This window comes from Nocardioides hungaricus (genome assembly GCF_054782915.1).
The window spans coordinates 33921-46495 of record NZ_BAAGRO010000001.1; the positions used below are offsets into that span (position 1 = coordinate 33921).

12 protein-coding genes are annotated in these 12575 nt (G+C 75.0%); 2 read left to right on the forward strand and 10 right to left on the reverse strand.

From position 1 onward, the window contains the following. From ACYVKX_RS00170 to ligD, 3 genes are all read right to left on the reverse strand, one after another. Nucleotides 1–1269 carry an MFS transporter gene (locus ACYVKX_RS00170; RefSeq protein ID WP_460828474.1) on the reverse strand — a complete coding sequence of 423 codons (1269 nt, stop codon included), beginning with the start codon at nt 1267–1269 and terminating at the stop codon, nt 1–3. A gap of 13 nt (nt 1270–1282) precedes the next feature. Further along, nucleotides 1283–1948 carry a ribulose-phosphate 3-epimerase gene (rpe, locus tag ACYVKX_RS00175; RefSeq protein WP_460828475.1) on the reverse strand — a complete coding sequence of 222 codons (666 nt, stop codon included), beginning with the start codon at nt 1946–1948 and terminating at the stop codon, nt 1283–1285. 166 nt (nt 1949–2114) lie between these two features. Then, nucleotides 2115–3092 (reverse strand): non-homologous end-joining DNA ligase, encoded by a 978-nt coding sequence (gene ligD / locus ACYVKX_RS00180; RefSeq protein WP_460828476.1) that lies wholly within the window; start codon nt 3090–3092, stop codon nt 2115–2117. A gap of 76 nt (nt 3093–3168) precedes the next feature. On the opposite strand from ligD, the gene ACYVKX_RS00185 reads away from it, so the two are divergent. Together ACYVKX_RS00185 and ACYVKX_RS00190 are read left to right on the forward strand one after the other, a co-directional pair. Continuing rightward, nucleotides 3169–3675: a SigE family RNA polymerase sigma factor gene (locus tag ACYVKX_RS00185; RefSeq protein ID WP_460828477.1), complete on the forward strand. Its 507-nt coding sequence runs from the start codon at nt 3169–3171 to the stop codon at nt 3673–3675. Further along, the gene (locus tag ACYVKX_RS00190; RefSeq protein ID WP_460828478.1) at nt 3672–4292 is read left to right on the forward strand and encodes a hypothetical protein; all 621 of its coding nucleotides are present in this window, start codon (nt 3672–3674) and stop codon (nt 4290–4292) included. Before ACYVKX_RS00185 ends, ACYVKX_RS00190 begins: the two co-directional genes overlap by 4 nt. 7 nt (nt 4293–4299) lie before the next feature. Here the strand turns inward: ACYVKX_RS00190 and ACYVKX_RS00195 are convergent, their stop codons facing one another. From ACYVKX_RS00195 to rpoZ, 7 genes are all read right to left on the reverse strand, one after another. After that, on the reverse strand, nt 4300–5694 hold the full coding sequence (locus ACYVKX_RS00195) for an RsmB/NOP family class I SAM-dependent RNA methyltransferase (protein WP_460828479.1): 1395 nt from the start codon (nt 5692–5694) through the stop codon (nt 4300–4302). Nucleotides 5695–5765: 71 nt separating this feature from the next. Then, complete coding sequence (gene fmt / locus ACYVKX_RS00200) at nt 5766–6704, reverse strand: methionyl-tRNA formyltransferase (RefSeq protein WP_460828480.1); 939 nt, start codon at nt 6702–6704, stop codon at nt 5766–5768. Nucleotides 6705–6867: 163 nt separating this feature from the next. Beyond that, complete coding sequence (gene def / locus ACYVKX_RS00205; RefSeq protein WP_460828481.1) at nt 6868–7413, reverse strand: peptide deformylase; 546 nt, start codon at nt 7411–7413, stop codon at nt 6868–6870. Nucleotides 7414–7446: 33 nt separating this feature from the next. Next, entirely contained in the window at nt 7447–9483 is a 2037-nt protein-coding gene (locus ACYVKX_RS00210) for a primosomal protein N' (RefSeq protein WP_460828482.1), read from the reverse strand. Between the two features lie 34 nt (nt 9484–9517). Continuing rightward, the gene (gene metK / locus ACYVKX_RS00215; protein WP_460828483.1) at nt 9518–10708 is read right to left on the reverse strand and encodes a methionine adenosyltransferase; all 1191 of its coding nucleotides are present in this window, start codon (nt 10706–10708) and stop codon (nt 9518–9520) included. A 263-nt stretch (nt 10709–10971) separates the two neighbouring features. Further along, nucleotides 10972–12225, reverse strand: coding sequence for a bifunctional phosphopantothenoylcysteine decarboxylase/phosphopantothenate--cysteine ligase CoaBC (coaBC, locus tag ACYVKX_RS00220; RefSeq protein WP_460828630.1), 1254 nt, complete (start codon nt 12223–12225; stop codon nt 10972–10974). Between the two features lie 16 nt (nt 12226–12241). After that, nucleotides 12242–12565, reverse strand: coding sequence for a DNA-directed RNA polymerase subunit omega (gene rpoZ / locus ACYVKX_RS00225; protein WP_460828484.1), 324 nt, complete (start codon nt 12563–12565; stop codon nt 12242–12244). Between the last annotated feature and the right edge of the window lie 10 nt (nt 12566–12575).

Here is a 12575-nt window from a genome sequence, read left to right on the forward strand (position 1 = left end):
TCAGTCTGCCTGCTCCGGGCGCGGGTACGGCGTCGCCAGCGTCACGTGTGGCTCCGCGCCCGGGTCCCGCAGGTCGTCGAGCTCGCGGAGGGTGCGCGGCAGCAGGGTCAGGAACGCGACGGCCAGGACGGCGGCGGCGAAGACGAGGGCGGCGGTGCTGACGCCCCAGGCGTCGATGGCCGGGCCCGCGAGAAGCAGGCCGACCGGGCCGGCGGCGTAGATCGCGGAGGTGATCACGCCGATCACCCGGCCGCGCATCTGCTCCGGCGTCCGCACCTGCATGGCGAGGTCGAAGATCGGGTTCACCGGTCCCCAGAACAGCCCGGTCAGCAGCGAGAACGCCACCAGCGCGGGGAGGTCGGGCAGGAACGCGAGCCCCAGCAGCGCCAGGCAGGCGAGGATCACGCTGGCGACGAGGGTGCGGTAGCGGCCGAACACGCGCACCAGCCGCGCGGCGCAGAGCGAGCCGACGACGCCGCCGGCGCTCATCGCGGTCACGACGATGCCGAGCTGGCGCGGCTCGTCGATCTGGGTGAAGTGGACGGGCAGCACCACCGACTCGAACGGGAGGTACGCCGCGATCAGCAGGCACACCAGGAGGGTGATCGTCCGCAGGAGCGGCTGCCGCCAGACGAAGACCAGGCCCTCGACCGTGCCGCGCCAGAGGCTCTCCGGCCGCTCGTGGGCCCCGGGACGGCCCGCGCCCGGCACCCGGAGGAACCCGGTCGCGAGCACGGACAGCGCAAATGCGCCGGCCGTGACCCACAGCGCCGACTCGGCGCCGACGAAGCCGATCAGCAGGCCGCCGACGCCCGGGCCGACGATGTAGGCGCTGCCGTAGACGGCCTCGTGCCACCCGTTGGCCCGCTCCCACGACCAGCCGGCTCGGGTGGCGGCGCCGGGCAGCATCGCCTTGCGGGCGGTGTAGCCGGCCGGGTCGAGGACCGCGCCGACGGCGGCGAGCGCGAACAGCCAGCCGACGTCGAGCGCCCCGAGGACGGCCAGCAGCGGGATGCCGGCGGTGCTGAGGCCCGAGAGCAGGTCGGCCAGCAGCGCGATCCGCCGGCGACCGAGCATGTCGATGAGCGTGCCGACGACCAGGCTGCTGAGCAGCGCCGGCACCAGGGTCGCCGCCGCGATCCCGCCGGCGGCGGTGGCGCTGCCGGTGAGCTCGAGCACCAGCCACGGCAGCACGACCATCGCGACGCCGTTGCCGACGCCGGAGAGCAGGTTGCCGGCCTGGAGCAGGACGAACGGCGTACGGCGCACTGCGGGTGCGGCTTCAGGCGGAGGCGGACTGCGCGCGAGCGCGCAGCTCGGCGACCATCCGGTCCGGGTCGTCGGCGGAGTAGACCGCCGAGCCGGCCACGAACACGTCCGCGCCGGCCTCGGCGCAGCGCTCGATCGTCTCCAGGCTGACCCCGCCGTCGACCTGGAGCCAGGTCTCCACGCCGTGCCTGTCCATCAGCTCGCGGGCGCGGCGGATCTTCGGCAGGCACAGGTCGAGGAACCGCTGGCCGCCGAAGCCGGGCTCGACGGTCATCACGAGCAGCATGTCGAGCTCGGGGAGCAGGTCCTCGTAGGGGTCGACCGGCGTCGCCGGCTTGAGCGCCATCGCGGCCCGGGCGCCGTGGGCGCGGATCTCGCGGGCCAGCCGGACCGGCGCGTTGGCCGCCTCGACGTGGAAGGTCACCGAGCCGCAGCCGGCCTCGACGTACGCGAGCGCGTTGCGGTCGGCGTCCTCGATCATCAGGTGCGCGTCGAGCGGGACCTCGGTGCCGCGGGCCAGCGCCTCGACCATGGCCGGGCCGAAGGTGAGGTTGGGGACGAAGTGGTTGTCCATGACGTCGACGTGGATCCAGTCCGCGCTGCCGATCCGGGCGATCTCGTCCCCGAGGCGGGCGAAGTCGGCGTTGAGGATGCTCGGCGTGATCTGGATGTGGCCCACGGGTGGTCAGTCTAGGGAAGTGCTGATCAATGCGGGTGGATGCCAGCGTCGTCCAGGTCGTGCGATGGCGAGGCGCCGGAGCGTGGGCAGACCGGGCGTCTTTCGAGCGACGGCAACGAAGCCAGCGTGCGTGCCTGGGCGGCGTCTGGCGCCGCCCTTGAATTGATCAGTGCTTCCCTAGGGCTGGGGCGCGGGGTGGTTCGTCGTCGTCGGTCGCCCGCTCGTCGCGCTCGGCCCACTCCAGCAGCGGGGCGAGGTCGAACACCCGGTCGTCGATGTCGGCATGCAGGTCGCCGAGCGCGGCGAACCGGTCGGGGACGGTGAAGATCGTGAGATCGCGCGGGTCGACGTCGACGACCTCGTCCCAGCGGATCGGGGCGGAGACGCGGGCGTCGGGCAGGCCGCGGACCGAGTACGCCGCCGCGATGGTGTGGTCGCGGGCGTTCTGGTTGTAGTCGACGAAGAGCTGGTGCGGGTCGCGGTCCTTCGTCCACCAGGTGGTGGTCACATCGTCGGGGGCGCGCCGCTCGACCTCGCGGGCGAAGGCCAGCGCGGCTCGGCGTACGTCCGTGAAGCCGTGGTCGGGCCGGATCCGGACGTAGACGTGGAGGCCCCTGCTGCCACTGGTCTTCGGGAAGCCGACCGCGCCGAGCTCGTCGAGGACCTCGCGCGCGACGTGGGCGACCCGGCGGACGGTGTCGAAGTCGCAGAGCGGCCCGGGGTCGAGGTCGATGCGCCACTCGTCGGGCCGCTCGGTGTCCTCGCGGCGGCTGTTCCAGGGGTGGAACTCGACCGTCGACATCTGCACCGCCCAGATCACCGAGCCGAGCTCGGTCACGCAGAGCTCGTCGGCGGTGCGGTTCCAGCGCGGGAAGTGCAGCCGGACGGTCTCCACCCACGGCGGCGCGCCGGCGGGCAGCCGCTTCTGGTGCACCTTGTCGCCCGCGAGGCCCTTCGGGAACCGGTGCAGCATGCACGGCCGCTCGAAGAGCGCGTTGACGATGCCGGGGCCGACGGCCAGGTAGTACTCGACCAGGTCGAGCTTGGTCGCGCCGCTCTCCGGGAAGTAGACCCGGTCCGGGTTCGAGACCCGGACCACCCGGTCGTCGACCTCGATCTCCACCGCGGGCGGCTTGGACGCCATGTCGCCAACCCTAGTCACCGATCTGCCTCCGGGACGCGACTGCAACGGAACCGTGCGGTCGCGGCGTCAGAGGGGTGTGAGGGACGACGAGGCCGAGGAGTTCGCCGAGCTCGTGCGGGCGACCGGCACCCAGATGTACCGGGCCGCTCTCCTGCTCACCGGGGACCACCACCTCGCCGAGGACCTCACCCAGACGACGTACGCCAAGGTGTACGCCTCGTGGCGACGGGTGTCGCGCGCGGACAACCCGGTGGCCTACACCCGGACCACGCTGCTCAACGCGTTCCTGTCGCACCGGCGGCTCCGGCGTACCTCGGAGCTGCCGTCGGACCCGGCGATCGGCGACTCGCCGGTCGCCGAGGACGACCCGACGACCCGCGTCGACCTGCTGGCGGCGATCGCGACGCTGTCGCCGCCGGACCGGGCCGTGCTGATGCTCCGCTACTGGGAGGACCGCAGCGTCGCCGACACCGCCCGCGACCTCGGCCTGACCGAGACGGCCGTGCGCACCCGATCCCGACGCGCCCTGGAGCGGCTCCGCCCGCTCGTCGGCGCCGAGCTCACCGAGAGGACCCCATCATGACCGACGAGACGCCCTTCGGCACCGCCCTGCACGACCGCGTGCGCAGTGAGCACCCCGACCTCGACGAGCTGGTCCGCTCCGCGACCGTCGCGGGCCGACGCCTGCGGCGCCGGCGGCAGGTGGGCGCGGCGGCAGCCGGTGTCGCCGGAGTGGCCGTGGTCGCGCTCGGCGTCGGGCTGCTCTCCGGACCGGACGGTACGACGAGCGACGGGGCTCTGATCGCGACCCAGCCGACCTCCGCTCCCGGCCAGACGGCGGGCCCGGACGAGCAGGCCGATCTGAGGAGCGACCTCGAACGCCTCTCTATGGCGGCCGGCCGGCAGCCCGGTGCGCAGGACTCGCCGATCGTCGTCACGGCCCCAGGCTGGGAGTGCGACGCGCCGGCCGACCAGAAGTTCACCTGCTCGAGGCGCGGCGCCTCGGTGGTCGTGACCTGGCGGCCCGCCGAGGGGCGTGACTCCTACCTCGACCCGGGCAAGGCGGAGGTGGCGGCCGACGCGAGCACGTTCGTGAGCGAGGCGAACGGCTCCTGGTTCGCGACCGTGGCACCCGTGCAGGGCGCCACCCAGGCCGAGGTCGACGAGGTCGGGCGGAGCCTCGTCTGGGTCCGGCGCTGACCTGGCTTCACGAGGCCGTCTTCCGCAGCAGCGCCAGGAACATCGCGTCGGTGCCGTGCCGGTGCGGCCAGAGCTGGATCGTGCCGGCCACCGGCCCGGCGCAGTCGGGGACGTCGGGCAGCAGCGGCCCGGCGTCGTCGAGCGCCACGTCGCGGCGGTTGTCGAGCACCGAGCCGACCACGCCGCGCGTCTCCGACAGCACCGGCGAGCAGGTCGCGTAGAGGACCACGCCGCCCGGCCGCACCAGGTCGAGCGCCGCGGACACCAGCCGGCGCTGCAGCAGGACGAGCCCGAGCAGGTCGTCGGCGCGACGGCGCCAGCGCGCCTCGGGCCGGCGGCGCAGCGCGCCCAGGCCGGTGCACGGGGCGTCGACGAGGACCCGGTCGAACGCGTCGTGGCGGTACGGCGGCGCCGTACCGTCGGCGGCCACGACCCCGGCCACGCCGTCGGCGCCGCGCAGCACCCGGCGGACCAGCCCGGCCCGGTGCTCCTGGCGCTCGTTGGCGACCAGCCGGGCCCCCCGCTGCGCGGCCAGCGCGGCGAGCAGCGCCGCCTTGCCGCCGGGCCCGGCGCACAGGTCGAGCCACCACTCGTCGCGGCCCTCCACCGGCGCGGCGGCCAGCGCGAGCGCGACCAGTTGCGAGCCCTCGTCCTGGACCCCGGCGCGGCCCTCGGCCACGGCCGGGACCTCACCGGGGTCCCCGCCCGGCAGCACGGCGCCGTACGGCGAGAAGCGGGTCGGCTCCCCGGGCAGCTCGTCGCGGGTCGACCGCCCCGGACGGGCGACCAGCGTGACCCGGGGCCGCTCGTTGTCGGCGGCGAGCAGGTCGAACAGCTCGTCGGGGCCGACGGCCGCGCGGAGCTCGTCGACGACCCAGATCGGGTGGCTGTAGGCGATCGAGGCGTAGCGCGTCGGGGCGGTCCGCGGGTCGGGGGTGACCCGGTCGACCCAGGCGTCGAGGTCCTGCTGGGCGACCTTGCGGAGCACGGCGTTGGCGAAGCCGCCCGCTCCGGAGCTGCTGCGCGCGCGCACCAGGTCGACGGTCGTGCTGATCGCGGCGTGCGTCGGCACGCGCATCGAGAGGAGCTGGTGGGTGCCGAGGCGGAGCGCGTCGAGGACCTTGGCCTCGACCTTGCTCAGCGGCCGGTCGATGCAGGCGGCCAGGATCGCGTCGTAGGTCCCCCGCCGGCGGAGGGTGCCGGAGGCGAGCTCGGTCGCGAACGCGGCGTCGCGGCCGGAGACCCGGTGCTGGCGTAGCACCGCCGGCAGCACCAGGTTGGCGTAGGCGCCGTCGACGCGCACGGCCTTGAGGACGTCGAGGGCGGCCAGGCGTACCGGGTCCACCGGCCGGGAGCCGGGCCGGCCCCGACGGACGGGGTGGCCGGACGGGACGTCACTCATCCCACGCGGGCTTCCTCGGCTCCCGAGAGGCGGACCGCGTATTCATGCATCTGACCGTATAGAACTGCGGGTCACGTCGCACGGGAACTCACCCCGAACACGCCGCCGGATTCGAGCCGGGCGCCGCGCGCCCAGTCGGCGGCGGGCATCTGCCGCTTCCCCGACGGCCTGACCTCGCCGAGTCGTACGGCGGTCGTGCCGGTGCCGACGAGCACCTCGGACTTGGCGACCGCGAGCTCGCCGACGGGCAGCGGTGTGTCGGTGAGCGCGACCGGCCCGAGCTTGAGCCGCTCCCCGCCGTACGTCGTCCAGGCGCCGGGTGCCGGGGTGCTGGCCCGGATCCGGCGGTCGATCGCGACCGCCGGGAGCGACCAGTCGACGTGTGCGTCCTCGACCTCGACCTTGGGCGCGAAGGAGACGCCCTCGGCCTGCTGCGGCCGGGCCTCGAGCGAGCCGTCGGCGATGCCGTCCATGGTGGCGACCAGCAGCCCGGCGCCGCCCTCGGCGAGCCGGGCGAGCAGGGTGCCGGCGGTGTCGTCGGGCCGGATCCGCTCGGTCATCACGCCGAAGACCGGGCCGGCGTCGAGCTCCTCGACGATCCGGAACGTGGTGGCCCCGGTGACCTCGTCGCCGGCCCGGATCGCGTGCTGGACCGGCGCGGCGCCGCGCCAGCTCGGCAGCGCGGAGAAGTGCAGGTTCACCCAGCCGTGCGGTGGGATGTCCAGCGCGGACCGGGGCAGCAGCGCGCCGTACGCGACCACGGGGCAGCAGTCCGGGGCCAGCGCACGCAATTGCGCCAGGAATGCAGGGTCGCGCGGGTGCCCGGGCTTGAGCACGGGCACGCCGAGCTCCTCGGCGCGCCGGGCGACCGGGCTCGCCACCAGCGCGCGACCGCGGCCGGCGGGGGCGTCGGGGCGGGTCACCACGCCGACCAGCTCGTGGGCGGACGCGGCGAGGGCGTCCAGCGACGGGACGGCCACCTCGGGGGTGCCGGCGAGGACGAGGCGCATCAGCGCGGGCCCTCCGTCCCCTGGCCGTCGCGAGCGTCGCATCTGCGGGATGCCTCGCCAGGCGGAGGAAGGAGGCGGGACGGAGTCCCGGCGACCGACGACAACGCAGCGAGGCGCCCGCGGGGCGGCGCGCAGCAGGCCGTGGGGGCGGTGGGTCCGCGCATCAGAGCGCGCGGCCCATCATGGGGTGCGGTGAGACCTTGACCGTCGGCTGCTCCAGGCCGAACCACTCCGACTCCCGGATCGCCTTCATGGCCGCCTTACGGGCCGCGGCGTCGAGCCGGTCGACGAACAGCACCCCGTCGAGGTGGTCGGTCTCGTGCTGGAGCGCCCGGGCGAGCAGGTCGCTGCCCTCGATCACGACCGGCTCGCCGTGCTGGTCGAGGCCGCGGGCGACGACCAGGCGGGCGCGCCTGCAGTCGAAGCTGAGGTCGGGGATGGACAGGCAGCCCTCGGGGCCGTCCTGGACCTCCTCGCCGAGGTCGAGGGAGGGGTTGACCAGGTGGCCGACCTCGCCGTCGACGTTCCAGGTGAAGACCCGCAGGCCCACGCCGATCTGGGGCGCGGCCAGGCCGGCGCCGGGCGCCTCCAGCATGGTGTCGGTGAGGTCCGCGACGAGCCGGCGCAGCTCCTTGTCGAAGTCGACGACCTCGACGGCTGACTGGCGCAGGATCGGGTCCCCGAACAGGCGGATCGGCTGGATGGCCACGGCGTCATCCTAGTGAGCGTCGCCCCGCCCTACTCAGAGGGTGGGCGGGTCGACCTGGATGCGGACCGCGTCGAGCTTGCGGCTGGACCGCACCCGCTGGAGCTCGCCGAGCGCGGCCGACAGCGCCGGCCCCAGCGCCCGGGGCACGCGGACGACGACCCGCGACTCCTCCCCTCCTCCCGTGTCGAGGTCCACCGGCCCCAGCACCTCCGCGCCCTCCGGCGCGGCCAGCAGCGTGACCGCGTCGTCCACCGCGCCGGGCTCGCCGGTGATCGTGGCCAGCCGGCTCGCGGGCGGCAGGTGGGCCGCCATCCGCTCGGCGGTCTCGCGGGCGGCGTACCCGGCGGCGTCCCACCGCACCAGCGCCTGCAGCGCCGGGTGGCCGGGGTCGCCGACCGCGATCACGCGGCCGCCGGCGCCGGCCAGGGCGGCGGCGTTGACCCACCGGCGCAGCGCCTCCTCCTCGGCGCGCAGGTCGATCCGGGAGAGCAGCAGCCAGGTGTCGAGGAGTACGACGGCGGCGTACCCGCCCTCGGCGACGGGCTCCGCACCGGGCGTGGCGACGACGACGTGCGGCTCGGCGCCGGTCGTCGCGAGGACCCGCTCGCCGGAGCTGGTGCGGACGGTCACGCCCGGGAACGCCCGGCCGAGCTCCTCGGCGGTGCGGGCGTCGCCGAGGACCGGCGCCCGGAGGCCGCGGTGGCCGCACTCGGCGCACGCCCAGTCCGCGGCGGCGGTGCCGCACCAGCGGCAGGCCGGCGGCGTGGTCGGGCCGGTCAGGGCGAGCGGCCCCTGACAGGCGGCGCAGCGCGCGGGCGTGCGGCAGCGCTCGCAGGCGAGCGAGGTGGCGTAGCCCAGCCGGGGCGTCTGCACGAGCACGGGGCCGACGGCCAGCGCGTCGCGGACGGCCTGGTGCACCTCGGTCGGGATGCGCCCGCCGTGCGAGCGGGCCCCCGCCTCCCCCACGATCGCCACGGTCACCCGGCGCCGGGTCGCGCGGTCGGCGGCCAGCTCGCGCGCCCAGCCGGTGCGCAGGAGGTACTCCCCCTCGACGGTCCGCGCGAAGCCCCCGACCAGCGCCGCCGCCCCCTCGTGCTCGGCCCGCAGCAGCAGCGTCTCGCGGGTGTGGGGGTACGGCGCCCGCGGCTCGGCGTGGAGGTCGTCGCCGTCGTCCCAGACCACCACGAGCCCGAGGTCGTGGACGGGAGCGAAGCTCGCGCCGCGCGTGCCCACCACGACCCGGCGGGCGCCGCGGCTGACGGCGAGGAAGTCGGCGTAGCGCCTGGCCGGACCGGCGTCGGCGGTCAGCGTCACGTGGCGGCCCTCGCCGAGGATCGCGGTGAGCGCGGCGTCGACGCGGGCGACGTCCTTGCCGTCGGGCACGCACACCAGCGCGCCGCGCCCGCTCGCGACGGTGGCGGCGACGGCGTGCGCGACCACCAGCGGCCAGTCGGTCGCGGGCGCGGCCGACCAGACCGCGCGCGGGCTGCCGCCGTCGGCGAGGTGGCGCAGGTAGGCCGCGCCCGGCTCGTGGCCGGCCCACGCGGCCTCGGCCGCGACGGCGTCGTACGGCGGCGGGCCGGGCGCCGGCGGGCTCGGCTCCTTCTCGGTGGTGGCGTGGCGGGCGGGGATCGCCAGTCGCAGCACGTCGGAGCGGGTGCCGGCGTACCGCTCGGCGAGCTCGCCGGCCAGCGCGGCCACCTGGGGCGCGAGCACGGGCTCGGGGCTGACCACCCGCCGCAGCGGCGCGAGCCTCCCGGCGTGGTCGGACGCGGCGGCCCGCTCGACGAGGAACCCGTCAACGTCCTGCCCGGCGAAGCGCACCTTCACCCGCACGCCCGGCCGCGCCGCGTCCGACATCGACGCCGGCACGGCGTAGTCGAAGGGGCGGTCGAGGTGGGCCAGCGGCACGTCGACGAGCACCCGCGCGACCGGGTCGACCGCGGCGGGCTCCGCCTGCGCGGCCGTGCGGGCGCGGGTCTCGCGCGCTCTGGCCTGCGAGGCCCTGACCTGCTGGCGCACCAGCCCGGGCAGCAGCTCGGACTGAGCCTGCTCCGAGGGGTCGGTCATGGGCGCTGTTCTATCAGCGCCCGCCGACGCCCGGTCAGGCGCCGGCGGCCGCCCTGAGCGCCTCGGCGCGGTCGGTGCGCTCCCAGGTGAACTCGGGGAGCTCGCGGCCGAAGTGGCCGTACGCCGCGGTCTTGGCGTAGATCGGGCGCAGCAGGTCGAGGTCGCGGATGATCGCGGCCGGGCGCAGGTCGAAGACCTCGAGCACGGCCTCCTGGATCCGCTCGTCCGGGACCGTGCCGGTGCCGAACGTCTCGACGAAGACGCCCACGGGCTGCGCCTTGCCGATCGCGTAGGCGACCTGGACCTCGCAGCGCCGGGCCAGGCCGGCCGCGACGACGTTCTTGGCGACCCAGCGCATGGCGTACGCCGCCGAGCGGTCCACCTTCGACGGGTCCTTGCCGGAGAAGGCGCCGCCGCCGTGACGGGCCATCCCGCCGTAGGTGTCGACGATGATCTTGCGGCCGGTGAGGCCGGCGTCGCCCATCGGGCCACCGACGACAAAGCGGCCGGTCGGGTTCACGAGCAGGCGGTAGCCCTCCGACGGCAGCTCGAACGTCGTGAGCACCGGGTCGACGACGTGCTTCTTGACGTCCTCCTCGAGGGTGCCGAGCTCGGTGTCCTCGTCGTGCTGGGAGGAGAGGACGACGGTGTCGATGCGGACGGGGCGGTTCTCCTCGTCGTACTCGATCGTGACCTGGGTCTTCCCGTCCGGGCGCAGGTAGGGCAGCGTGCCGTCCTTGCGTACGGCGGTCAGCTGCTCGGCCAGGCGCTGGGCAATCACGATCGGGAGCGGCATGAGCACGTCGGTGTCGTCGCAGGCGTAGCCGAACATCAGGCCCTGGTCGCCGGCGCCCTGCTTGTCCATCGCGTCCACGGAGCCGGTGCGGCTCTCGTGGCCGGTGTCGACGCCCTGCGCGATGTCGCCGGACTGGCCGCCGATCGCGACCATCACGCCGCAGGAGGCGCCGTCGAAGCCCTTGAGCGAGGAGTCGTAGCCGATCGCCAGGATCCGGTCGCGGACCTTCTGCTTGATGTCGACGTAGCCGGTCGTCGTCACCTCACCCGCGACCACCACGAGGCCGGTCGTCAGCAGCGTCTCGACGGCCACCCGGCTGTACGGGTCCTGCTCGAGCATCGCGTCGAGCACGGAGTCGCTGATCTGGTCCGCGATCTTGTCGGGGTGGCCCTCGGTCACAGACTCCGAGGTGAACAGGCGTCCGGTCATGGCCACACCCTAGACCGGCCCGACCGCGACGCTCGCATCGATCCAGTCGGCGCGTCTTGCCCACCCGAGCCCGCCGAGTCGGCGCGTCTTGCCCACCCGAGCCCGCCGACTCGGCGCGTCTTGCCCACCCGAGCCCGCCGACTCGGCGCGTCTTGCCCACGCTGTCCACAGCCCCTGAGCAAGTTGCGCCGACTCGCACCGATTCCGCGGGCAACTTGCGCCGACTCGCGGGCAAGATGCGCCGACTCGGCCCATCGAGGGACCTACGGGGCGGGAGGCAGCCGCCTGGCGACCTGGTCCCAGATGACTTGGGCGAGCGCGCCCTTCGAGCCTCGGGGCACCTCGACGGCGCCGCCGTCGGCGCCCAGGATCACGGCCTCGTTCTCGGGGCTGCCGAACACCGCTCCCCCGCTGACGTCGTTGACGACGAGCAGGTCGCAGCCCTTGCGGGCGAGCTTCGCGCGGGCCAGGTCGAGCACGGTGCCGGTGTCGTCGCCGGTCTCCGCGGCGAACCCCACGATCACCTGCCCGGCGCGGGCGCGCCGGGTGCTGATCTCGTGGAGGATGTCGGGGTTCTGGGCGAGGGCGATCGCCGGCGCGGAGCCGTCGGCGGCCTTCTTGATCTTGGTGCCGCTCGGGTCGACCGGGCGGAAGTCGGCCGGGGCCGCGGCCATCACGACCGCGTCGGCGGACGTGGCGGCGGTGAGGACCTGATCGCGCAATTGCGCGGTGGTCTCGACCCGGACGACCTTCACGCCCGCCGGGTCGGGCAGGGCGGCGTTCGCGGCGACGAGGGTGACCTCGGCGCCGCGGGCGGCCGCTGCCCGGGCCAGCGCATAGCCCTGGAGGCCCGAGGAGCGGTTGCCGAGGAAGCGGACCGGGTCGAGGTACTCGCGGGTGCCGCCGGCCGAGACGACCACGTGGCGCCCGGCCAGGTCCAAGTCCAGGCCCGAGTCGCCGGTCGAGCCCGTCGCGACCCGGGCCAGCACCTCGCGGCACAGGTCGAAGATCTCGGCCGGCTCGGGCAGCCGGCCCTTGCCGGTGTCCTCGCCGGTGAGTCGGCCCTCGGCCGGCTCGATGACCAGGCAGCCGCGCTCGCGCAGCGTGGCGACGTTCGCCTGCGTGGCCGGATGCTCCCACATCTCGGTGTGCATCGCCGGGGCGAACACCACCGGGCAGCGCGCGGTCAGCAGGGTGTTGGTGAGCAGGTCGTCGGCCAGGCCGTGCGCGGCCTTCGCCAGCACGTCGGCGGTCGCCGGGGCGACCACGACCAGGTCGGCCGACTGGCCGATCCGGACGTGCGGCACCTCGTGGACGTCGCTCCACACGTCGGTGGCCACCGGCCTGCCCGACAGCGCCGACCAGGTGGGGGCGCCGACGAACTCCAGCGCCGCGGCGGTCGGCACGACCATCACGTCGTAGTCGGCGCGGTGGCCAGACTCGGTGAACAGCCGGAGCAGCTCGCAGGCCTTGTACGCCGCGATGCCGCCCGAGACCCCGAGGACGACCCTGGTCAGGGGGTGATCCCGGTGCTCAGGCCCCGCCGGCGTCCGCGGCGGCGGCCTGCGCGGCGGCCTCCTCGGCGGCGAGCTCGGCGGGGTCGATGTCCTCGCAGGTCAACAGGTCGTCGTTGATCTCGCGGAGCGCGATCGAGAGCGGCTTCTCCTGGACGTGGGTGTCGACCAGCGGGCCGACGTACTCCAGCAGCCCCTCGCCGAGCTGGGAGTAGTAGGCGTTGATCTGCCGGGCGCGCTTGGCGCTGTAGAGGACCAGCTTGTACTTGCTGTCGGTCTTGGTCAGCAGGTCGTCGATCGAGGGGTTGGTGACGCCCTCAGCGGCGATGGTGGGTCCGGACACAGCTCAAGCC

What these genes read in the sequence shown, in the direction of transcription:
- ligD (WP_460828476.1), bottom strand. Translation starts at nt 3,092, where the DNA reads ATGGCGTCCAAGCCGCCCGCGGTGGAGATCGAGGTCGACGACCGGGTG.
- ACYVKX_RS00190 (WP_460828478.1), top strand. Translation starts at nt 3,672, where the DNA reads ATGACCGACGAGACGCCCTTCGGCACCGCCCTGCACGACCGCGTGCGC.
- ACYVKX_RS00195 (WP_460828479.1), bottom strand. Translation starts at nt 5,694, where the DNA reads ATGAGTGACGTCCCGTCCGGCCACCCCGTCCGTCGGGGCCGGCCCGGC.
- fmt (WP_460828480.1), bottom strand. Translation starts at nt 6,704, where the DNA reads ATGCGCCTCGTCCTCGCCGGCACCCCCGAGGTGGCCGTCCCGTCGCTG.
- ACYVKX_RS00210 (WP_460828482.1), bottom strand. Translation starts at nt 9,483, where the DNA reads ATGACCGACCCCTCGGAGCAGGCTCAGTCCGAGCTGCTGCCCGGGCTG.
- metK (WP_460828483.1), bottom strand. Translation starts at nt 10,708, where the DNA reads ATGACCGGACGCCTGTTCACCTCGGAGTCTGTGACCGAGGGCCACCCC.